The sequence below is a fragment of the Flavobacterium pectinovorum genome (genome assembly GCF_006438875.1).
Classification (GTDB): domain Bacteria; phylum Bacteroidota; class Bacteroidia; order Flavobacteriales; family Flavobacteriaceae; genus Flavobacterium; species Flavobacterium pectinovorum_A.
In genome coordinates, this window is record NZ_RCZH01000008.1 from 270,104 (window position 1) to 291,848 (window position 21,745).

Annotated in this window: 20 protein-coding genes; 10 read left to right on the forward strand and 10 right to left on the reverse strand. The window is 32.9% G+C overall.

Annotated features, from left to right (window positions below):
* Window positions 1-291 precede the first annotated feature (291 nt).
* From EAH81_RS14060 to EAH81_RS14070, 3 genes are all read right to left on the reverse strand, one after another.
* Window positions 292-1,185, reverse strand: a complete 894-nt coding sequence (locus EAH81_RS14060) for a cupin-like domain-containing protein (protein WP_140508108.1) — start codon at window positions 1,183-1,185, stop codon at window positions 292-294.
* A 508-nt stretch (window positions 1,186-1,693) separates the two neighbouring features.
* Window positions 1,694-2,740 carry an NAD(P)-dependent alcohol dehydrogenase gene (locus tag EAH81_RS14065; RefSeq protein WP_140508110.1) on the reverse strand — a complete coding sequence of 349 codons (1,047 nt, stop codon included), beginning with the start codon at window positions 2,738-2,740 and terminating at the stop codon, window positions 1,694-1,696.
* 183 nt (window positions 2,741-2,923) lie between these two features.
* On the reverse strand, window positions 2,924-4,171 hold the full coding sequence (locus tag EAH81_RS14070; protein ID WP_140508113.1) for an ABC transporter permease: 1,248 nt from the start codon (window positions 4,169-4,171) through the stop codon (window positions 2,924-2,926).
* A gap of 165 nt (window positions 4,172-4,336) precedes the next feature.
* On the opposite strand from EAH81_RS14070, the gene purH reads away from it, so the two are divergent.
* The 6 genes from purH (at window position 4,337) to rodA (ending at window position 11,579) form a co-directional block, all read left to right on the forward strand.
* Complete coding sequence (purH, locus tag EAH81_RS14075) at window positions 4,337-5,863, forward strand: bifunctional phosphoribosylaminoimidazolecarboxamide formyltransferase/IMP cyclohydrolase (RefSeq protein ID WP_140508116.1); 1,527 nt, start codon at window positions 4,337-4,339, stop codon at window positions 5,861-5,863.
* A 54-nt stretch (window positions 5,864-5,917) separates the two neighbouring features.
* Window positions 5,918-6,946 carry a rod shape-determining protein gene (locus EAH81_RS14080; RefSeq protein ID WP_007804822.1) on the forward strand — a complete coding sequence of 343 codons (1,029 nt, stop codon included), beginning with the start codon at window positions 5,918-5,920 and terminating at the stop codon, window positions 6,944-6,946.
* A 112-nt stretch (window positions 6,947-7,058) separates the two neighbouring features.
* The gene (gene mreC / locus EAH81_RS14085; protein WP_140508118.1) at window positions 7,059-7,883 is read left to right on the forward strand and encodes a rod shape-determining protein MreC; all 825 of its coding nucleotides are present in this window, start codon (window positions 7,059-7,061) and stop codon (window positions 7,881-7,883) included.
* Window positions 7,876-8,382, forward strand: a complete 507-nt coding sequence (locus EAH81_RS27840) for a rod shape-determining protein MreD (protein ID WP_140508120.1) — start codon at window positions 7,876-7,878, stop codon at window positions 8,380-8,382. Before mreC ends, EAH81_RS27840 begins: the two co-directional genes overlap by 8 nt.
* Window positions 8,379-10,328 carry a penicillin-binding protein 2 gene (mrdA, locus tag EAH81_RS14095; RefSeq protein WP_140508122.1) on the forward strand — a complete coding sequence of 650 codons (1,950 nt, stop codon included), beginning with the start codon at window positions 8,379-8,381 and terminating at the stop codon, window positions 10,326-10,328. The genes EAH81_RS27840 and mrdA overlap by 4 nt, the downstream gene beginning before the upstream one ends.
* 15 nt (window positions 10,329-10,343) lie before the next feature.
* Entirely contained in the window at window positions 10,344-11,579 is a 1,236-nt protein-coding gene (gene rodA, locus EAH81_RS14100; RefSeq protein ID WP_140508125.1) for a rod shape-determining protein RodA, read from the forward strand.
* 470 nt (window positions 11,580-12,049) lie between these two features.
* On the opposite strand, the gene EAH81_RS14105 is transcribed toward rodA, so the two are convergent.
* From EAH81_RS14105 to xrtF, 6 genes are all read right to left on the reverse strand, one after another.
* The gene (locus tag EAH81_RS14105; protein WP_140508127.1) at window positions 12,050-12,730 is read right to left on the reverse strand and encodes a DedA family protein; all 681 of its coding nucleotides are present in this window, start codon (window positions 12,728-12,730) and stop codon (window positions 12,050-12,052) included.
* 140 nt (window positions 12,731-12,870) lie between these two features.
* Window positions 12,871-13,215 carry a heavy-metal-associated domain-containing protein gene (locus EAH81_RS14110; RefSeq protein ID WP_140508129.1) on the reverse strand — a complete coding sequence of 115 codons (345 nt, stop codon included), beginning with the start codon at window positions 13,213-13,215 and terminating at the stop codon, window positions 12,871-12,873.
* A 50-nt stretch (window positions 13,216-13,265) separates the two neighbouring features.
* Window positions 13,266-15,272 carry a TonB-dependent receptor plug domain-containing protein gene (locus EAH81_RS14115; protein WP_140508131.1) on the reverse strand — a complete coding sequence of 669 codons (2,007 nt, stop codon included), beginning with the start codon at window positions 15,270-15,272 and terminating at the stop codon, window positions 13,266-13,268.
* A 116-nt stretch (window positions 15,273-15,388) separates the two neighbouring features.
* On the reverse strand, window positions 15,389-15,787 hold the full coding sequence (locus EAH81_RS14120) for an HYC_CC_PP family protein (RefSeq protein ID WP_140508133.1): 399 nt from the start codon (window positions 15,785-15,787) through the stop codon (window positions 15,389-15,391).
* A 45-nt stretch (window positions 15,788-15,832) separates the two neighbouring features.
* A complete protein-coding gene (locus EAH81_RS14125) occupies window positions 15,833-16,279 on the reverse strand; it encodes an exosortase F system-associated membrane protein (RefSeq protein ID WP_140508135.1) in 447 nt (148 codons plus the stop codon).
* On the reverse strand, window positions 16,269-16,805 hold the full coding sequence (gene xrtF / locus EAH81_RS14130; RefSeq protein ID WP_140508137.1) for an exosortase family protein XrtF: 537 nt from the start codon (window positions 16,803-16,805) through the stop codon (window positions 16,269-16,271). The genes EAH81_RS14125 and xrtF overlap by 11 nt, the downstream gene beginning before the upstream one ends.
* A 72-nt stretch (window positions 16,806-16,877) precedes the next feature.
* Here xrtF and EAH81_RS14135 point away from each other — a divergent pair, with 72 nt between their 5' ends.
* From EAH81_RS14135 to EAH81_RS14150, 4 genes are all read left to right on the forward strand, one after another.
* Window positions 16,878-17,333 (forward strand): GAF domain-containing protein, encoded by a 456-nt coding sequence (locus EAH81_RS14135; protein ID WP_140508140.1) that lies wholly within the window; start codon window positions 16,878-16,880, stop codon window positions 17,331-17,333.
* 38 nt (window positions 17,334-17,371) lie between these two features.
* The gene (locus EAH81_RS14140) at window positions 17,372-18,343 is read left to right on the forward strand and encodes an energy transducer TonB (protein ID WP_140508142.1); all 972 of its coding nucleotides are present in this window, start codon (window positions 17,372-17,374) and stop codon (window positions 18,341-18,343) included.
* Window positions 18,344-18,431: 88 nt separating this feature from the next.
* Window positions 18,432-18,698, forward strand: a complete 267-nt coding sequence (gene rpsO, locus EAH81_RS14145) for a 30S ribosomal protein S15 (protein ID WP_140508144.1) — start codon at window positions 18,432-18,434, stop codon at window positions 18,696-18,698.
* A gap of 178 nt (window positions 18,699-18,876) precedes the next feature.
* Window positions 18,877-21,012 carry a polyribonucleotide nucleotidyltransferase gene (locus tag EAH81_RS14150; RefSeq protein WP_140508147.1) on the forward strand — a complete coding sequence of 712 codons (2,136 nt, stop codon included), beginning with the start codon at window positions 18,877-18,879 and terminating at the stop codon, window positions 21,010-21,012.
* A 111-nt stretch (window positions 21,013-21,123) separates the two neighbouring features.
* Here EAH81_RS14150 and EAH81_RS14155 read toward each other — a convergent pair whose 3' ends face one another.
* Entirely contained in the window at window positions 21,124-21,726 is a 603-nt protein-coding gene (locus EAH81_RS14155) for a CDP-alcohol phosphatidyltransferase family protein (protein ID WP_140508149.1), read from the reverse strand.
* Window positions 21,727-21,745 lie beyond the last annotated feature (19 nt).

A 21,745-nucleotide genomic window follows, 5' to 3' on the forward strand; every position in this document is an offset into this window, starting at 1 on the left:
CTGAACGAAATAAATCTCGTTGCTACCAATATTTAATTCCTCCGGAATATTTCCTGACTTGCGATTTCAATCTTAATTTTAAGCAAAATGAATCTTGTTGCTACCACATTTAATTCCTGCGGAATATTTCCTGACCCATGTTTTCAATACTAATTCTAAACAAAATAAATTCCGTTGCTACTAATCTTTGATTTCCATGGAATATTTCCTGACTTGTGATTTCAATCTTCTCAACAGAATAAATCTCGTTGCTACCAATATTTAATTCCTACGGAATATTGCTTGCTAATTCTAAATTACACTCTTTCTTGGTCTGTTATTTCTTAATTCTTTTTCCGCTATTTTAACGGCAAGTTTTTCGCGCCAAATCGCATAACGTTCTCTAAAAACTATTTTTATGGCACTATCTAATGCACCATGCATGAATAAACTCCAAACGCTTGCCATTTTTCGGGTTATTGATCGATCCCAGGCACGAAGACTCAGAGAGAAAGAACCATCAATATATTTCATCCAATGCCACATTCCGGTTGGCATGAATAAAGTATCTCCATGTTCCAGAAAAACTTCATAACCTTCAACACCTTTTAGAGCGGGAAATTTTTCAAAATCCGGATTAGAAACATCATAATCTTCTAAAGCATAAGTGGTGTTTGGAACGCAATAAAGCCTTTTTTTCCATTTATAATCAAAAAGGATAATATGTTTTCTTCCTCCAAAATGTGTGTGAAAAAGATGCGGTAAATCAATATCATAATGTAAAAAGGTAAAAGCATTAGAACCTCCAAAAAACATCGCAGGCATACTTTCTATAAAACCGCCCATTAATTCTTTTGGAACTTTTATATCCTGAACCAATTCTGGTCTATGTTTAAAAAGATTGAAGAAAAAAATACGCAACTGTGTTGGCTCTCTTTTAATTAAATCCAAATAATCACCAAATTTCATACTGGCAATTGAGGCATTGATTATTTTTTTTGGATCTGCTTTTGAGTTATCAACTAGTTTTACCTCAATATCTCCCGCAATTTGCTTAAAATAATCGGTTGACCATTTTTCTCTTGCCGGCCAATCTTTTGTTAGTCCTTTTATAATTAAAGGCTTTCTTTTATTTAAATAGTTCTTTTTAAAATCTTCTCTGGAAATAGATTCAACAACATCGACAGGTTTTAGTATAAAGCTCATTTATTCCGTAATTTATAATTGTCTGTTTACCAAATTTATCCAATTATTTTGATAGCATAACATTTACAGGAAAATATTACAAGGAAAAAAAATTCCTTTATTTCTGTTTGAATGGTTTCGATTAAGATGTGACATTTTTTTTAAATTATCGAATTTTTAATCCATTCTATTTCAACACTAAAGAATTCAAACAAAAAAACCGAAGAAATATTTCTTCGGTTTTTTGATTTTATGTTTTGTTCTTATATTTTGTTTTTAATAAACGTTAAATTCCTTATATATCATTCTCCAACGGAATGAATTCCGTTTCTACAAAATACATCGTTCCTTCGGAACTTTATCGCCAATGCATCAAAAGGCGCAAAATGTCAATTTAAAATTATTCGGCTAAAGCCAATTTACTCTCGCTATTTTTATATCTCCAGCTAAAGCTGGAGGCAATTCAAAAAAACTTATAACGTTTGAAACCTCTGAACCTCTGAACCTTTGCAACTATGAACCTTTGAACCTATTTTAAAGAAGCCATATCAATTACAAAACGATATTTGACATCGCTTTTATTCATTCGGTCATAAGCTTCATTAATGTATGACATATCGATAATTTCAACATCTGAAGTAATATTGTGTTCTGCACAGTAATCCAGCATTTCTTGCGTTTCTTTAATCCCACCAATTAAACTTCCCATAATACTTCTTCTTTTCATGATTAAAGTAAAAACCGGAATTTCGGCAGGCGCTGGCGGAGCTCCAACTACAATCATGGTTCCGTTCGTTTTTAGTAAATTCAGATAAGCATTATGATCGTGTTTTGCAGAAACGGTGTTTAGAATAAAATCGAAACTGTTTGCTAAAGATTCCATTGTTTCAGGATTTGAAGTCAGAGCAAATTTATGCGCTCCTAATTTTTTAGCATCAGCTTCTTTAGATGGAGAATGACTAAGCATGGTAACTTCGGCACCAAAAGAAACGGCAAATTTAACCGCCATATGCCCTAAACCGCCAAGTCCTAAAACTCCAACTTTATGCCCTTTACCCACATTTAAATAACGCAATGGCGAATAAGTTGTAATTCCGGCACACAATAATGGTGCAACTCCTCGTAAATCAAGTTTATCAGAGATATGAAGTGTATAATTTTCATCAACTATAATACTAGTTGAATATCCTCCGCGAGTTGGAATATTGGTTCCTCTTTCAAAACTTGCATAAGTTCCCGTCATTCCTTCTTCACAAAACTGCTCCTCGCCTGCCTGACAACTTGGGCATGTTCTACAGGAATCAACAAAACAACCTACTCCCGCAAGTTCTCCTACTTTAAACTTCGATACATCGTTACCAACAGCAATGATTCGTCCCACAATTTCATGCCCGGGAACTAATGGATAATTTACAGGTCCCCAATCGCCTTTTGCAGTATGAATATCTGAATGGCAAACACCACTGTACAAAATTTCTATTTGAACTTGATTTGCACCAACCTCTTTCCTTTCAAACGTATAAGGCTTTAACGGATTTGTAGCATCGTATGCTGCGTAAGCTTTTACTGGTATCATAGAATCGTGTTTTAATTTAGGGTATTAAAATTACGACAAAATTTCGCAATAAAAGGAATCTTGAAGTTGTAAAAACAATAATTAAGGGTTAATTATCGCTTATTGTTGATTTGAGTCCGCAAATTTTGTTTCACCTAACTCTACTCTTCATCCAAATATTATTCACAACTATTATATTCTGATTTACATTCCTGTTCTAATAGCTTCTACAGGATCTAATTTTGAAGCTGAAATTGCAGGTAAAATTCCCGAAATTAATCCCACAAAAATGGACAATCCACCTCCAATAATTACATTCCAAATACTTAGAACAAATTCAAAATCTAATAAATTGGTTAATAGAATCGAAAGTAACCAAACGATTATCAAACCAATTATACCTCCAATTAAACAAAGTATTATAGCTTCAAATAAAAACTGAAACAATATAAATCGATTCTTTGCTCCCAAAGATTTTTGAATACCTATTAAATTAGTACGCTCTTTTACAGAAACAAACATGATATTTGCCACTCCAAAACCTCCAACTAAGAAAGAGAAAAAGCTTATAATAATTCCACCAATTCTTAAACTACCTAAAATTCCGTCGATAAAATCTGTAAATCCGGAGAGTACATTCACAAAAAAATTGTCCATTTCACCCGCTTTCATTCCACGGATCGCTCTTAATTTTTGTGCAACTTCGGCTTTATAAGCGTCCATATCAATTCCTTTCACAGGCTTTAACACAATTACAGGTGTCATTGAGTCACTATCGCCATACATACGGCGTAAAAAATTTGCCGGAAAATAAACCGATGTATCATTACTGTCTCCAAAAAATCCTGCTCCTTGTTTTACCATTACACCAATAACCGTAAAACGCTGTCCGTACAAACGAATACTTTTTCCAATTGGATCACTATCTCCAAAAAGTCCGTTGGCAATATCAAATCCCAAAACAATTACAGGAGTTCCTGAATTTGATTCAGATTCATTATAAAATCGCCCTTTATCGAAACTTAATCCGTCAATATCGACCATTTCAAATGAAGAAGGAACCATATTTACATCGGCAACGGTTTTCGAATCATACTTTAAACTTTCATGATTTACGAATAATTGGTAACCAACCTGTTCTGTGTTATTAAGGGAGTTTTTTAAGTTGATATACTCGTCATATTTCACATTTGGAAACTGTTCTCGCTTCCATTGTGGAATTTCAGAAGGTCCAAAACAATATTTCATTAAATAAATCGTATTTTTATCTAAGCTGCTTAAATCTTTGGAAATTTTTCGATCTAAAGAATCAACTGCCGCCAAAACGGCTATAATTGAAAAAATTCCAATAGTTACCCCTAACAAAGACAATAAAGTACGTAATTTATTATTTCGCAAAGCGTTTATAGCAAAACCTAAACTTTCTTTTAATAATCTTAGATAAACAAGCATATTTTCGTATTTTTCAATAAAGTAAAATTCAATAATTTAAATTCAAAAACCTAATAAAAGTTAACTTACTCATCAGTAGTTTTTTTTAGCATAATGTTACATTAATTTTCTTTAAAATAATATTTAAAAAAACTACTTTTGCAGTCTGAAAATCATAACTACACAATGAGCACAACTAAAACAATACAATCGGCATTAATATCTGTTTTTTCAAAGGACGGATTAGAGCCAATCGTTAGAAAATTACACGAACAAAACGTAACACTTTATTCTACCGGAGGAACTGAAGATTTTATTAAAAATCTTGGGATTCCTGTAGTTCCGGTTGAAGATATTACTTCATTTCCTGAAATTCTTGGAGGACGAGTAAAAACGTTACACCCGAAAATTTTTGGTGGAATTTTAAACCGTCAGGATAACGAGAGTGATGTTCAACAAATGAAGGAGTTTGATATTCCTCAAATCGATTTGGTAATTGTTGATTTGTATCCGTTTGAAAAAACGGTTGCTTCTGGTGCAAGTGAACAAGATATCATTGAAAAAATTGACATTGGCGGAATTTCATTGATCCGTGCAGGTGCAAAAAATTTCAAAGACACTGTAATTGTAGCTTCGGTTAATGAATACAGCTTGCTTCTTGATTTGATTACAGAACAAAATGGAGCTACCACTCTTGAGAACAGAAGATTGTTTGCTACAAAAGCATTCCATGTTTCTTCTCACTATGATGGTGCTATTTTTAACTATTTCAATACTGACGAAACTATTTACAAAGAAAGTATTGCAGATGGTCAGATTTTAAGATACGGAGAAAATCCACATCAAAAAGGCTTCTTTTTTGGAGATTTTGATGCAATGTTCAAAAAAGTTCACGGAAAAGAGTTATCTTACAACAACCTACTAGATGTTGATGCGGCTGTAAACTTAATTAATGAGTTTAAAACTGACGGACCAACGTTTGCAATTTTAAAACATAATAATGCTTGCGGTTTAGCTTCCAGAAAAACGATTAGCGAAGCTTATTTAGCAGCTTTGGCTTGTGATCCAACATCTGCTTTTGGTGGAGTTTTGATTGCAAATACTAAAATTGATTTAGCTACAGCACAAGAAATCAACAAATTGTTCTGTGAAGTAGTAATTGCTCCAAGTTATGATGACGAAGCAATTGCCGTTTTACAAGAAAAGAAAAACAGAATCATATTAGTTCAAAATGAAGTTGAATTACCGTCAAGACAAGTTAGAACATGTCTTAATGGTTTGTTAATTCAGGACAGAAATAATATTACAGATACTAAAGAGCATTTAAAGACCGTTACAATTACAGAGCCTACTGCTTCAGAAATAGAAGATTTAATATTTGCTTCAAAAATTTGTAAAAACACAAAATCAAATACGATTGTTTTTGCAAAAAACGGAACATTAATTTCGTCAGGAACAGGTCAAACCTCAAGAGTTGATGCTTTAATGCAGGCTATTGACAAAGCAAAAGCTTTTGGATTTGATTTAACAGGCGCTTCTATGGCGAGTGATGCATTTTTCCCATTTCCGGATTGTGTAGAATTAGCCAAAAAAGCAGGAATAACAGCTGTAATTCAGCCGGGAGGCTCAATAAAAGACGAATTAAGCATAAATTATTGCAACGAAAATAATCTTGCAATGGTATTTACTGGAACACGTCATTTTAAACATTAATTTGTTTAACTTTGTTCAAAATAATTTATAACATTTTAAACCCCTAAAAAACTTATGGGATTTTTTGATTTCATGACCGAGGATATTGCGATAGACCTTGGTACCGCAAACACTTTAATCATACATAATGATAAAGTTGTTATTGATAGTCCGTCAATCGTTGCACGTGATAGAATATCAGGCAAAATCATTGCTGTTGGTAAGGAAGCCAATATGATGCAAGGTAAGACACATGAAAACATAAAGACCATAAGGCCTTTGAAAGATGGTGTAATTGCAGATTTTGATGCTTCAGAAAAAATGATCAATATGTTCATCAAAAGCATACCAGCACTGAAAAAAAGAATGTTTACTCCAGCTTTAAGAATGGTAGTATGTATTCCGTCAGGTATTACTGAGGTTGAGATGAGAGCTGTAAAAGAATCTTGTGAAAGAGTAAACGGAAAAGAAGTTTACCTAATTCATGAACCTATGGCAGCTGCAATTGGTATTGGTATCGATATCATGCAACCAAAAGGAAACATGATTGTTGATATTGGAGGTGGTACAACTGAAATTGCTGTAATTGCTTTAGGTGGAATTGTATGTGATAAATCTGTAAAAATTGCAGGTGACGTATTTACAAATGACATCGTTTATTACATGCGTACTCAACACAATCTTTTTGTGGGAGAAAGTACTGCTGAAAAAATAAAAATTCAAATTGGTGCCGCTATCGAAGATTTAGATGGACCGCCAGAAGATATGTCTGTTCAAGGTAGAGATTTACTTACGGGTAAACCAAAACAAGTAGACGTTTCTTACCGTGAAATTGCAAAAGCATTAGACAAATCTATTCAACGTATTGAAGATGCTGTAATGGAAACGTTATCTCAAACTCCTCCTGAATTAGCTGCGGATATCTACAATACAGGTATTTATTTAGCTGGTGGTGGATCTATGCTTAGAGGTCTTGACAAACGTATCTCTCAAAAAACAGATTTACCTGTTTACATTGCCGAAGATCCTTTAAGAGCAGTTGTTCGTGGAACTGGAATGGCACTTAAAAACATTGCAAAATTTAAAAGTATCTTAATTAAATAAGATTCAAAATAACAATCAATATTTTTTTTATAAGAGTTGAATTCAATTCATTCAACTCTTATAAAACTTTGAAACCAAAAGCATATCCTGAAACAAAATAACCAAACAAGAAATGCAGCAAATTTTTAATTTCATTATAAGAAACAGTAATCGATTGCTGTTTTTGCTGCTTTTAGGTATTTCGTTGACTCTCACAATTCAATCGCATTCCTACCATAGAAGCAAAGTAATCAGTTCTGCCAACTTTTTGAGTGGAGGTGTTTACGAAAGAATCAATCGTGTAAACGAATATTTGAATCTAAAAACTGAAAATGACGAACTTGTACTTGAAAATGCAAGATTGAAAAGTTTATTATTCAACAAAGAAGACACCACGAAACTACCTTTGATGGATAGTTTAAAAGGAGTAAAACCTGCTGATATAATTGTATCCAAAGTAATTCACAACTCATACAGCAGATATGAAAACTTTATCACCTTAAGCTCTGGAGCCAATGATGGCGTAAAACCGGATATGGGTGTAATAAACAGTTTAGGAATAATTGGTATTGTTGACGATACTTCACCAAGATATTCTACAGTTGTGAGTATTTTGAATATGAAATCTCAAATCAATGCCAAGTTAAAAAAGACAAACCATTTTGGTTCTTTAACCTGGGATGGAAAAAGCACTGGATATGTACAACTTAGAGATGTACCAAGATTAGCTTCTGTTAGAAAAGGAGATACTATTGTAACCGGAGGCCAATCTGTAATTTTTCCGGAAGGAATCAACATAGGAACTGTTGAGACCGTTTATACAGAAACCAAGACCAGTTTTTATGTTATAAAAGTTAAATTATTTAATGACATGACAAACTTGGGTCACGTTTATATTATCAAGAGTAAGGACAGAGAAGAACTTATTAATTTAGAAAACAAGGAAAAAAATGAATAGCGCTTTGTTAGTCAATATTTTTCGATTTATTATGTTACTAGCAATTCAGGTTGTTATTTTCAATAATATGAATTTTTTAGGGTACATAAGTCCCTTTCCATACATCTTATACATTATTTTGTATCCTGTAAACAGTAACAGATCGGGTTTAATTATCTCGAGTTTTTTACTTGGATTGACAATGGATTTATTTTGTAATTCAGGCGGAATACATGCTACGGCTTGTGTAATCCTAGCCTATTACAGACCCTATATATTTAAGTTTTCATTTGGACTGAGTTACGAATATCAAACAATCAGATTAAACGAGTCATTAACTCCCGAGCGATTTTCATTTATTTTAGTATCTGTTCTATTGCATCACATTGTATTATTTATCCTTGAAGCTTTTCAATTTAAGTTTATTTGGGATATTTTACTTCGAACGTTATTTAGCTCAATATTTACAATAATCACTTCAATTATAATAATTTATCTTATTAAGCCCAATAAAAGATGAGAAAAGTCCTGCTGCCCTCTTTAATTATTATTGCAGCATCTTTGCTAGTGATCAGGATATTTTATTTGCAAATTGTTGATGATTCTTTCAAATTAAAATCAGAAAATAATGCAATCAAGAAAAAGTATGATTATCCTGAAAGAGGTTATATCTATGATCGACACGGTAAATTATTAGTTGCTAATCAGGCTTCATACGATATAATGGTTATTCCAAGAGATATCAAGGAAACCCTTAATATTCCTGAATTCTGTGCTTTATTAGATATAACAAGAGAAGAGTACGACAAAAGAATTGCAAAGGCTAAAGTCTATAGCCCAAGACTTCCGTCTGTATTTCTGGCACAATTAAACAAAAATGAATTTGCCGCTTTCCAGGAAAAAATCAGAAAATATGAAGGTTTTTACTTCCAGAAAAGATCGCTTCGTGATTACGAAGTAGATTATGGTGCAAATATTTTTGGCTCTATTGTACAGGTAACCGAAGGACTGATTGCCAAAAACCCATACTATAATAGCGGAGACTTAATTGGAAAACAAGGTGTTGAAGAAAGCTATGAACATATATTACGAGGAATTAAAGGTGTAAAATACGTTCAGAAAGACAAATACAACAGAGAAATTGGCTCCTACAAAGAGGGAAGATACGATACTATTGCCGTTGCCGGAGAAGACATTAATCTAACCATTGACGCCGAACTTCAGAAATACGGAGAAGAATTAATGATCAATAAAAGAGGAGGAATTGTTGCCATCGAACCTAAAACCGGTGAGATATTGGCATTAGTTACTGCACCATCTTATGATCCCGGAATTTTAGTTGGAAGACAAAGATCTAAAAACTACACTCTTTTATATCACGATTCTATTGCAAAACCATTATACGACAGAGGACTTTTGGCAGAGTATCCTCCTGGATCTCCATTTAAAATCCTGACTGGTTTAGTAGCATTACAAGAAGGCGTTATCAACGAGCAAACTACATTTATGTGTCATCATGGATTTAGTTATGGTAGAGGTCGTTTCATGAAATGTCACGGTTTTGGTCCACATCAATTACATAATGGTATTTATAATTCATGTAATACCTATTTTGCGCAATCTTACATGTTAACGATCAATAAATATAAAGATCCCGCAAAAGCAGTAGATGTTTGGAGCGATCACGTCAAGAGTTTTGGGTTAGGCCAATTTATGGGGTATGATTTACCAATAGGTAAAAAAGGAAATATCCCAACATCTAAAACCTACAAGAAAATCTATCCTAACGGAGGCTGGAGAAGTACAACGATTGTATCAAATGCGATTGGTCAGGGAGAAGTTTTAATGACCCCTATTCAATTAGCCAATATGATGGCAACAGTTGCCAATCAGGGTTACTATTATACGCCTCATATCATTAAAAAGATTGAAGGAAAAAAAATTGATGCTAAGTTCACGACTAAACACGTTACAACAATTGATCAAAAATATTTCCCTCCTGTTATAAGCGGTTTATTTGATGTTTACAATAAAGGTACGGCTTACGCACTTAGAGTTGAAGGAATTGACATTTGCGGAAAAACAGGTACCGCCGAAAACTACGCAAAGATTGACGGAGTCAGAACAAAACTAAAAGATCACTCTATTTTTGTGGCTTTTGCCCCAAAAGACAATCCGAAAATTGCTATAGCGGTAATGATTGAAAATGGAGGTTTTGGTGCCACAGTTGCAGGACCTATTGCAAGTTTGATGATCGAAAAATATTTGAGAAAGAAAATCACGAGAAATGATTTAGAAATTCGTGTTTTAAACAAAAGCCTTTTAAGCGAGTATGCTAAAGTTGGTGGTTTAACAGCAGCCAGCGCAATTGAATCTACTCCAAAAGATTCTGTTATGAGAGCTAAAATTGTAAAACCGAAAGTAGAAGTCAAAAATATACCTGTAGACACCACTAAAGAAAATTAACAAAGATTATTTCAAATGAAAAATCAAAGTGTAAAAAATAACCTGGACTGGATAAGCGTTTTTATCTACATTGCCTTGGTGACACTAGGGTGGCTAAATATTTATTCATCATCATTATTATCAACTGAAGGAACCTATCAAAAACAATTAATTTTTATTGGTTGTACTATTCCTTTGATTTTTGTCGTACTTTTTGTTGACGGAAAATTTTATGAAAAATATGCCAGTATAATTTTTGGAGTTGCTTTATTATCCTTAGCCGGTTTATTTCTATTCGGAAAAACTATTGCCGGTCAAAGATGTTGGTATGCGATTGGAAGTTTTACTTTGCAACCCTCTGAGTTTGCAAAAGCTGCTACATCATTGGCATTAGCCAAGTATTTAAGTGATACCCAGATCAATCTGAAAGAGACAAACAGGCAAATTCAGGCTTTGGCAATTGTCTTTTTGCCCGTATTATTAATTTTACCTCAGCCGGATCCGGGAAGTGCCTTGATCTACAGTATATTCATCGTTGTGTTATACAGAGAAGGCTTACCATCCTGGTATGTTTGGACTGGATTCATTACCATTCTATTGTTTGTATTAACGCTTGTTTTAGAACCTTATGCTGTTATTTTAATCGCTTTCGGAGTATTAGCAATTATACATTTTAAAGGTCGGGCAGTCGATCGAAACATTATTTTAAGCGGTATTTTATTAGCTGTTATGTCTGGTTTTGTATTGTCTGTAGACTATGTTTTTGATCATATTTTCAAACAACATCACCGTGACCGTTTCAATATTTTATTAGGAAAAAGCGTTGACATGAAAGGTATTGGATACAATACCAATCAATCTGAAATTGCAATTGGATCTGGAGGCTGGATCGGAAAAGGTTTCTTAGAAGGAACACAAACAAAAGGAGGATTTGTTCCGGAACAACATACAGATTACATCTTTACAACTGTTGGTGAAGAATGGGGTTTTGTTGGTTCAATAGTTGTTATTGCGCTTTTTGTTGGTTTATTTTTAAGAGTAATCTATCTTGCCGAAAGACAGAAAACAAAATTCAGCAGAGTTTACGGTTACTGTGTGGCAGGAATTCTGTTTACTCACTTTTTTGTAAATATCGCAATGGTTATCGGAATTTTTCCAACAATTGGAGTTCCTCTGCCGTTCTTTTCTTATGGAGGCTCAGGACTTTGGGGATTCACTATTTTGTTGTTTATCTTCTTAAAAATGGATGCAAATAAGGTAAATGAGTGGTAGAACATTTAGCTAAATTCCAAATTTAATCCCAAAGCTTCGGAACCAAATTCCAACTTTTATAATAGAATTCTATTTAACTATATAGGTCAAAAGAGTTCAATGTTTTCGCATCTTTTGTCAATTTCGACCGAAGGGAGAAATCACATCCAGAGAGCACCCACTGTTGTCGAGCTACTTTATGTGATTTCTCCCTTCGGTCGAAATGACAAGATCGCGATTATTATTAAGAAGGATTGACAAAATCCATCTTACAATACAAATCATTTCCTTGGAATGTTTCAACGAAGTTCCGGAGGAACGAAACATTTGGTAGAGACGGATTTTAATCCGTCCATTTTTGTATCCATATTTTTGTCATTCTTAAGTTCCGGAGAAATCTCTATAACAATATATTCCAAATCACTTTCAAGCATAAAAAAAGTCCGAAGTTCTAAACTTCGGACTTTTTTATTTATTTTAATATCTCAGTATTATATATTCTCACTTGGTCTTTTCTTCAACAGTTTTAATAAAACAGGAAACGTAGAAATGATTACAATTATAATAATGATATACTCAATATGCTCTTTTAAATCTATTCCATGTTTTAAAAATACTCCATATAAATAATGTCCTGCAAATATCAATATAAAGGACCATAAAAATGAACTTAGAATATTATAGAACATAAATTTCTTTTTATCCATAGAAACTATCCCTGCAATAATTGGTGCGAAGGTTCTGAAAATTGGTAAGAAACGCGCATAAATAATTGCTTTACCACCATACTTTTCAAAGAAATCTTTAGATTGTAATAAGTACTTCTTTTTAAACCAAAATGTATCTTCTTTTTTAAACAGATAATACCCACTTTTAGCTCCAAACCAATACCCTGTCATATTACCCAAAACTCCCATTATAGCAACCAGAGTTGAAAGTATAAATACGTTTACAAAATCAGCTGGTATATCGACAACATTCTGAATTAGATCACGGCTATAAATACCTGCTAAAAAAAGCAAACTGTCTCCAGGCAGAAAAAACCCGGCAAAAAGTCCTGTTTCAGCAAAAACTATAAACAAAACAATAAATAAACCAATTTGAAAACCACCGATACTTAGTGTAATATAAAATTCAGGGTTAATTAATTGAGTCCAATCAAAATTATTCATAAATGCGTTTGGTTATATTTATAAGTTCGTGAAAGTAACAATAATTTAGTTTAGCCACAATAAAATACGGTATTTTAAAGATAAATTAACTATTAAAAAAGCCCAAGTTACACTTGGGCTCTAACTATTATTCGTTATGATTATTTTTCTCTGTCGTATTTACAACAAGAATGCAAATTAGCATAATCAGAATCCGTTGCCTTAACCTCTTTAGTATCATGCCCTACTTTAGCAATTGCTTTGTTTAAATCTGCCGGTGACGATTTTTCTTCGTTTAGAATCACTGTTAATTCATGCGAACCTATATCCCAACTTGCAGATTTAACTCCGGGAACACCAAACGCAGCTTTTTCGATACGTTTTTTACATTGCTCACAGTTACCATTTACTTCTGTGGTGTATTTTAAGTTCTTATTTTTCTTAGTTTGGGCTTGCGCCGAAAATCCTAAAAAAGTGATCATTGCAATTAAAATTAAGTGTTTCATTTTTATATATTATTTATTGTTATTGAAATTGATTTTTGAAATTGGATTCTTTATTTTATTTTAAATCGTAATCCTGCGTAATACATTTGTCCAAAAATTGGCGCATATGCTACAGAAGCATCAAAATTGGGTCCAAATGGATCTTCGGCACCCAAAATCGCTTTCTGTTGTTTGTAATTTCCAATATTCTCTCCTCCTGCATATACCTCAAAAACAGGCGAAAGCACTCTTGTTACCTGCATATTCATAACAGCATAAGATGGCGAAAAATCAGGAAACTGATCTTCTACGGGGTTTGATGCCGTGTAAGGCAATTGTTGTTTTCCTGACCAGTTAAAAGTATAATCAAACTTCCATTGCTTTCCGTTGCTTAACTGAGTTTCATATTCCAGATTCCCTAAAAAACGATGTTTTGCCTGCAATGGGCGCTGGAAAGTTCCTTTCAAATAATCTGTTTGAATGTCATAATATTTATAAGCTGTTCTCAAATTCAAATTATGAATCAATTCGTAGTTGAATTCAAACTGAAAACTATTTGCAAAAGAGCTTCCTTTTAGATTATAAAACAAAACTTCTTGCGGGCTCTGCATCAAATCCACGACGGCTTGATTTTGAAAATCTGTTCTGTAGAAATCAAATCCTGCCTCAGCATTTTTATTGAAAATTTTAAATTTCTGAGAAAAACTAATCCCATAATTCCATGCAATTTCCGGATTCAGTCCATAAATTTTTCCGCTATGATCTAAGATCGAAAATGTTCTGGAACTTGCAAAAAGCTGTTGATTCTCCGCAAAAATATTAGCAGAACGTTTTCCTCTTCCGGCAGAAAAACGAATAACTCCATCTTTCCAGGGATTGTATCTCATATGTAAACGAGGCGTAACAAAAAAGCCCAAACGATTGTGATTGTCAACTCTTCCTCCAAGAATCAAACTAAAATTATCTGTATTATCATACGTATATTCGAAAAACGCCCCAACTGAATTATCAATTCTGCTATAATCAGTTGTATTTACAAATTCCTGATATTGATCGTAAGAAAAATTCAAACCAGTGGTAAACTTATGCATCGTATTATTGATAATCGAATTGAAGATTAAATTCGAATAAAAACTATTCTGTTTAATGTCATATAAATTCAATCCAAAATAAGAATTCTGGTTGTGACTGTTAAAAGCATTCTGAAAACCAATACTTTGATATGGCATATCTTTAAAAACATAACCAATTTTAGTCGAAACATCAAAACGTTCTGTATTGATTTCTGAACCCCAATGATTTGTGGTTCCACGATCTCTATCTTTATCAAAATCGACTTCTCCGGTTTGTTTTTTATCATTCATATATCTGAAATTGATAAAACTCACCAAACCGCTTTCGGCATTATAATATTGATAACGGTTTAAAACGTTGATTTGTTTCCCTAACGGATTATCCAGAAAACCATCATTATTCATATCGTTTTTTGCAACACGGGCATTTCCATGAACAAACAAACTAGTCGCCCATTTATCAGATAACTTTTTGTTGAAATGTGTATTTACCTCAAACCTTGAATCAGTAGAACCATAGACATTCAAAAAGAACGGAATGTCGTTTAATGGTTTTAAAAGTTCTGTATTAATTTGTCCCGAAATACTCTCGTAACCATTAATTACACTTCCGGCTCCTTTGGTGATCTGAACGCTTTCGATCCAGGTTCCGGGAGTAAATGACAATCCATAAGCCTGGGAAGCTCCCCGTACCGAAGGAATATTCTCCTCGGTAATCATTAAATACGGACTTGTCAGACCCAGCATTTTTATTTGTTTTGTCCCCGTTAAAGCATCAGAAAAATTGACGTCGATTGATGGATTTGTTTCGAAACTTTCGGCCAAATTACAACATGCTGCTTTTAGCAGTTCTTTACTTGTAATAACAGATGTATTTGAAGTAAGTGTATAGGATTTTTTTATTCCTTTTTGCTTCTTTGTGATTTTGACTTCCTCTAAATCTTCTTGTGAAAAAGCAGATATAGAAAATAAAACCATACAAAAAAGCATGATATTTTTTTGCATAAAAAATGATTTTAATGTTAATTAGAAAAGCTGCTTTTATAGAATTTTTCAATAAGTGAGAAATAACTAAACAGCATAATACAAGCCAATAAACAGCTTGATTCTAAACATTAAAATCAGGAATAAAAAATGTATTGATTGTATAATTTGAATAATGGCGGCGCATTCGCATCAGAATAATACGTAGTAATCTGATTGTTTTTGAAATTTGGAATTGATACAAAAACAATTGGTTTATATTCTTGAATTACCGCTGGAAAAGCTAGTTGGAAAAAGAAAATCTTAAAAGTAGCATTATCCGATTTTTTTTCGAAATGAACTACTTTGTCTTTACAACAAGATGATTTCTTTTCAGATGCTCCACAACATTTTTTCTCAGGAGATGCAGAAGCTGTAGTATTTAATGAAACAGAAGCAATTTCGCCTCCGCAATAATGCACATCAAAAGCAAACCCAATGTTGGAAACCAACAATAGGAACGCTAAAAATAATCCTGTGCACTTTTTTACATTCATACTGCAAAACTACCTAAAAAGACTTGAAAAAGATTTAATGAAATGTTATTTTTTAAGATTTTGTTGCTGATAATAAAATGCAGGTATAAATAACAATATAAATATAGGCTGAATGATAAATCGCCTTACATAAAAAAGAAGCCAGTTTGCATCTGGAAAACATTCAATAATTACATAAAACATTACAAAAAGAAGCACCAGAAAAAAGGCATACATAAATGTACTGAATTTAAGAATTTCTTTATCCTGAAACAATGCATAAATTAATGCTAAAGACAAAATACTATTTAGAATATATCGAAGAAAAAGCCCTAAAAAAAGCTTTAAATGATCCGCTTCAGGAAAAGGCAGGTTTTTAAAATCTCTTTTAAAATAAACTAAAAATGGGTCATAAAACAATTGATCTTCAAATGCTCTGATAACTCCAAAACAAAACACAACCAGAATCGTAACCAGAATTTTTAATTTGTGTTCCTTTATATTATCCAGCATATTTTGAAAATTTATTAATCCAAAAAAACCATAAAGCAAATACCAGTCCGTATATGACTAAAGGAAAAAAGACTCCGTGCAGGAAATGTGCATATTCAGGAAAATTAAATTTCAAAACAACTAATAAGGCAATGCGGATAACATTAAGAATATAAATTAAAAATATACCAAATAAGATAAAAAAGAATGTTGGCTTAAGTTTTCCGGAAAAAGCGACAACAAACGAAACAAACAAAATAATTACACTAACAGCATTGCATCCTTCAATGATTCGTGTCATATGTTTTTTATTGTACCAAACATCCATCCAGGAACTGGATAAATTCTTGCTCACTATAAAATCAGCATTCAGTAATTGCATTAATTGTTCGACATTGCGACCTACGACTTTTGTAATTCCGTCAAGGTCGCTTACTTCAAAACTATCCAAATAGATTTTATATATATAGGTAAGCGCGATGTAAGTCACAAAAAAAGTACCTATAAAAACTAAGAAAGGTTTGAACTGTATTAAATATTTTCTCAAAGGGATTTTTTTTTCAAATTTATGTATTTTTTGAGTTTAGCTTTAAATACTTTTGTATAAAATTTTTATATCATGACATTTCAAGAATTACAACCAAAAATAAGCGCTATTATAGCTGACACTAATACTCTTAGAGACGAAAAACTTTTAGCCATTTGCCAACTATTAAATGCAAATGTAGAATATTATAATTGGGTTGGCTTTTATTTTGCCAATCACGAAAACAAAACCTTACATCTGGGTCCATATGTAGGCGCAGAAACAGATCATACTGTTATTCCGTTTGGGAAAGGAATCTGCGGACAAGTAGCTGAAAGCAATGCAAATTTTGTAGTACCGGACGTTGCCGCTCAAGATAATTATATCGCCTGCAGTTTTACGGTAAAATCTGAAATTGTAGTTCCTTTATTTGTAAACGGAATAAATATTGGACAAATTGACATTGATAGTCACGTAATTGACCCTTTTACAGAAGCTGACGAAAGATTTTTAGAATTTGTAAATCAAGAAGTTGCCAAATTGTATTAAAAATACTATTATATTTGTTTCATCTTAAAACATCTATAATGAAATTTGGCCTTTCTTATTATTACTTTACAATTATCTTTTTTTTATCGATAAGTACTAAATCAATTTCTCAAACACCAATAGCCGTAAGTAAAGTAATTTATTTAGATTCTATGTGGGCTGAAACTTCAGAGGAAAAGTATAAATATGTAAGACATATCGAAGAATATTATTCCGAAAAAAAAATATACATTTTTAGAGATTTCTACAAGTCTAAAGCTTTAAAGATGATTAGTGCTTCGTCCGACAGAGACATTATAAAGAAAGAAGGGCAAACCATTTACTATTACGAAAATGGCAACAAGGAATCATCTGTTTATTACTCTAACGGAAAAAAAGCAGGAAAAGAATATAATTGGTACGACAATGGAAATTTAAAATCTGAGATTGAGTATTTCGAGAACAAAGACAAAACTAAAGATTCCAGAATCAACAATTATTGGAATCTTCAAAAAGAGCGAATGGTTTCTGACGGAAATGGTGACTACGAAGATATAGATGAGGATGGTTATGAAGAAAGAGGAAAAGTAAAAAATGGAGTCCCTGATGGTACTTGGAAAGGAAAAAGTCTGGAAGAGAAATATACTTTTATTGAAAATTATGAAAACGGAAAATTAATTTCCGGAATAAGTACCGATTCTTTAAATATTGAACATCCTTACGATGTTGTATATCAACCTGCAGCTCCTAAAAAAGGCATGGATTCTTTTTATAAATTTATTAGAGTAAACTTACATATTCCACAAGAAGCCAGAAATAAAGTTTCTGGAAAAATATATATGACCTTTATAGTAGATAAAAGTGGTAAGCTGATTGAGCCACTAATATTAAAAGGAATTGGTTACGGATTAGATGAAAGCGCAATTAACGTAATTAACTTTGCTAAAAACTGGAATCCCGGAATAAAAAGAGGAATTCCAGTACAGGTTAATTTTACATTACCTATCACAATTGCAAAAAATGATCTATAAAATTCTTTTTTCAAAAAAAAAGTACTAATTTTGCACCCGTCTTACAAAGGATGTATGACATACATAAAAATCATTAAATAATATTGGAATGTATTTAACTAAAGAAAAGAAAGAAGAGATTTTCGCACAACACGGTGCTGCAACAAACACTGGAAGCGCAGAAGGTCAAATCGCATTGTTCACTTACAGAATTTCACACTTAACTGAACACTTGAAAAAAAATCGTCACGATTACAACACTGAGCGTTCACTTGTACTACTAGTAGGTAAAAGAAGATCGTTACTTGATTACTTGAAAAAGAAAGAGATCAACAGATATCGTGAGATTATCAAAGTATTGAATATCAGAAAATAATCAATATAGAAAAGAGGTGCGAAAGTGCCTCTTTTTGTTTTTACAGATTATATATATTACAAGCATTTTTAAAAAGAAAAAAAGTTTGGTTTTTCATTGGGTTTTAGAATAAACAACAACTACACACAACAACTACAACACAACTAAAACCCATTGTATAACCAATAAGGAAAAAATTATGATTCCACAATTATTTGTAGAAAGTATCGATTTAGGTGATGGCAGAAGCATCACAATCGAGACAGGACGTTTAGCAAAACAAGCTGATGGTTCTGTAGTAGTAAGAATTGGTAAAACTGTTATTTTAGGAACAGTTGTATCATCAAGAAAAGCAAGTCCAGGTATTGACTTTTTACCGTTAACGGTAGATTACCGCGAAAAATTTGCAGCAGCAGGTCGTTTCCCTGGTGGTTTCTTCAAAAGAGAAGCTCGTCCAAGCGATAGCGAAGTATTAACAATGAGATTAGTTGACCGTGTTTTACGTCCGCTTTTCCCAAGTGATTATCACGCAGAAGTTCAGGTTATGATTCAGTTAATGTCTCATGACGAAGAAGTTATGCCAGATGCATTAGCAGGTTTAGCAGCTTCGGCAGCACTTGCTTTGTCTGACATTCCTTTTGAAACTTTAATTTCTGAAGCAAGAGTTGGAAGAATTGACGGTAAATTTATCATCAATCCATCTCGTGCACAATTAGAATTATCTGATATAGATATGATGATTGGAGCTTCGACTGATTCTATCGCAATGGTAGAAGGTGAAATGAAAGAAATCTCAGAAGCTGAAATGTTAGAAGCAATTAAATTTGCTCACGAACATATTAAAAACCAAATTGCTGCTCAAGAACGTTTACAGGCTGCTTTTGGAAAAAAAGAAGTTCGTACTTACGAAACTGAAAAAACTGACGATGCTATTTACGCAAAAGTAAAAGCAGCGGCTTATGATAAAATTTACAACATTGCTAAAGTTGGTTCGGCTAAACACGAACGTTCTGCTGCATTTGATGCTGTAAAAGAAGAAGTAAAAGCCTTATTTACAGAAGAAGAATTGGCAGAAAATGGAGATTTAGTTTCTAAATATTTCTACAAAACCAATAAAGAAGCTGTTCGTAACGTAACTTTAGATTTAGGAACTCGTCTTGACGGAAGAAAAACTACAGAAATCAGACCAATCTGGTGTGAAGTAGATTATTTACCATCTGTTCACGGTTCTGCATTGTTTACACGTGGAGAAACTCAAGCTTTGGCAACTGCAACTTTAGGAACATCAAGAGAAGCAAACCAAATTGATTCACCATCTGAACAAGGAGAAGAAAAATTCTATTTGCACTATAACTTTCCACCATTTTCTACAGGAGAAGCTCGTCCGTTAAGAGGAACTTCAAGAAGAGAAGTTGGTCACGGAAATTTAGCACAAAGAGCATTGAAAAACATGATTCCTGCTGAAAATCCTTATACAATCAGAGTTGTTTCTGAAGTATTGGAATCAAATGGTTCATCTTCTATGGCTACAGTTTGTGCAGGAACATTAGCTTTAATGGATGCTGGTATTCAAATGATTCGTCCAGTTTCTGGAATTGCAATGGGATTAATCACTGATGGTGACCGTTTTGCAGTTTTATCTGATATTTTAGGTGATGAAGATCATTTAGGAGATATGGATTTCAAGGTAACTGGAACTTCCGTAGGTATTACAGCATGTCAAATGGACATCAAAATTGACGGATTGAAATACGAAATCATGGAGCAGGCTTTAGCTCAGGCTCGTGATGGACGTTTGCATATTTTAGGAAAATTACTTGAAACTCTTGCTAAACCAAATGCAGATGTTAAAGCACATTCTCCAAAAATCATTACCAGAACTATTCCTGGAAACTTTATTGGAGCATTAATTGGACCTGGTGGAAAAGTAATTCAGGAATTACAAAAAGCTACCGGAACAACTATCGTAATCAACGAAGTAAATGATGAAGGTGTTATCGAAATCTTAGGTACAGATCCAGCTGGAATTGAAGCAGTATTGGCTAAAATTAAGTCAATCACTTTCAAACCACAAATGGGAGAAGCTTATGAGGTTAAAGTAATTAAAATGTTAGATTTTGGAGCTGTAGTAGAATATACTTCTGCGCCAGGAAATGAAGTTTTATTACACGTATCTGAATTAGCTTGGGAACGTACTGAAAATGTTACTGATGTTGTAAACATGGGTGATGTATTTGAAGTAAAATACCTGGGAGTAGATCCTAAAACTAAAAAAGAAAAAGTGTCAAGAAAAGCACTTTTACAAAGACCTCCACGTGAGGAGAAAAAAGAGTAATCAGATCTTAGTTTACTAAAGGTTTATTCATAGAAAACCCCAATTCATTTATTTGACTTGGGGTTTTTCGTTTTTTATCTTTTTCTTAATTCAAATCACTTTCTCAAACAACTATCCATTAAACAATTTGTGTCTTTTGATTGATTTTCCTTCTCTAATTAAATAGGCATGATAGGAACTGGGAACATCATGTGTCCATTTAGGTAAAAAATAAATAATCAGGTAAACATCAATATGACCAACTATTCCAAAAAATACGGCTAGAAAAAAAGGAATTCCGGCATGACCAAAACCAATCATAGAAACAAAAGCAACTAACAATGTTATACCCCATAATTTAGATAAAAGAGCATGAGTACAGGTTTCTTTTCCGAATTTCAGAATACTAAAAACATACGTCAGACCTTCCATTACAAAAATTGAAATAATAGCATATTTATGTTCAATAATAATCTCAGGATTTAACAGCCATGTGCACCAACCTACGCACAACCAAAAAACTAAATCGACCTGACTATCCATTCGCCGTAATTTTTCTGATGACACACCAACTTTCCGGGCAATAATACCATCAAAAATATCTGTCAATAATCCGAATATCATTAATGATACTAAAATCATTCTAACATGCGCAAAATTGTTATTCGCAATTAAAATCATTACAAAACCCAATAATAATCTAATAGCAATAAGTAATAAGGGAACTTTTTTCATCTTTTAATTTTAATAATTA

Coding starts and splice junctions, on each gene's coding strand:
- EAH81_RS14060 (WP_140508108.1), bottom strand. CDS start 1,185: ATGAGCTTTATACTAAAACCTGTCGATGTTGTTGAATCTATTTCCAGA.
- EAH81_RS14065 (WP_140508110.1), bottom strand. CDS start 2,740: ATGATACCAGTAAAAGCTTACGCAGCATACGATGCTACAAATCCGTTA.
- EAH81_RS14070 (WP_140508113.1), bottom strand. CDS start 4,171: ATGCTTGTTTATCTAAGATTATTAAAAGAAAGTTTAGGTTTTGCTATA.
- purH (WP_140508116.1), top strand. CDS start 4,337: ATGAGCACAACTAAAACAATACAATCGGCATTAATATCTGTTTTTTCA.
- EAH81_RS14080 (WP_007804822.1), top strand. CDS start 5,918: ATGGGATTTTTTGATTTCATGACCGAGGATATTGCGATAGACCTTGGT.
- mreC (WP_140508118.1), top strand. CDS start 7,059: ATGCAGCAAATTTTTAATTTCATTATAAGAAACAGTAATCGATTGCTG.
- EAH81_RS27840 (WP_140508120.1), top strand. CDS start 7,876: ATGAATAGCGCTTTGTTAGTCAATATTTTTCGATTTATTATGTTACTA.
- mrdA (WP_140508122.1), top strand. CDS start 8,379: ATGAGAAAAGTCCTGCTGCCCTCTTTAATTATTATTGCAGCATCTTTG.
- rodA (WP_140508125.1), top strand. CDS start 10,344: ATGAAAAATCAAAGTGTAAAAAATAACCTGGACTGGATAAGCGTTTTT.
- EAH81_RS14105 (WP_140508127.1), bottom strand. CDS start 12,730: ATGAATAATTTTGATTGGACTCAATTAATTAACCCTGAATTTTATATT.
- EAH81_RS14110 (WP_140508129.1), bottom strand. CDS start 13,215: ATGAAACACTTAATTTTAATTGCAATGATCACTTTTTTAGGATTTTCG.
- EAH81_RS14115 (WP_140508131.1), bottom strand. CDS start 15,272: ATGCAAAAAAATATCATGCTTTTTTGTATGGTTTTATTTTCTATATCT.
- EAH81_RS14120 (WP_140508133.1), bottom strand. CDS start 15,787: ATGAATGTAAAAAAGTGCACAGGATTATTTTTAGCGTTCCTATTGTTG.
- EAH81_RS14125 (WP_140508135.1), bottom strand. CDS start 16,279: ATGCTGGATAATATAAAGGAACACAAATTAAAAATTCTGGTTACGATT.
- EAH81_RS14135 (WP_140508140.1), top strand. CDS start 16,878: ATGACATTTCAAGAATTACAACCAAAAATAAGCGCTATTATAGCTGAC.
- EAH81_RS14140 (WP_140508142.1), top strand. CDS start 17,372: ATGAAATTTGGCCTTTCTTATTATTACTTTACAATTATCTTTTTTTTA.
- rpsO (WP_140508144.1), top strand. CDS start 18,432: ATGTATTTAACTAAAGAAAAGAAAGAAGAGATTTTCGCACAACACGGT.
- EAH81_RS14150 (WP_140508147.1), top strand. CDS start 18,877: ATGATTCCACAATTATTTGTAGAAAGTATCGATTTAGGTGATGGCAGA.
- EAH81_RS14155 (WP_140508149.1), bottom strand. CDS start 21,726: ATGAAAAAAGTTCCCTTATTACTTATTGCTATTAGATTATTATTGGGT.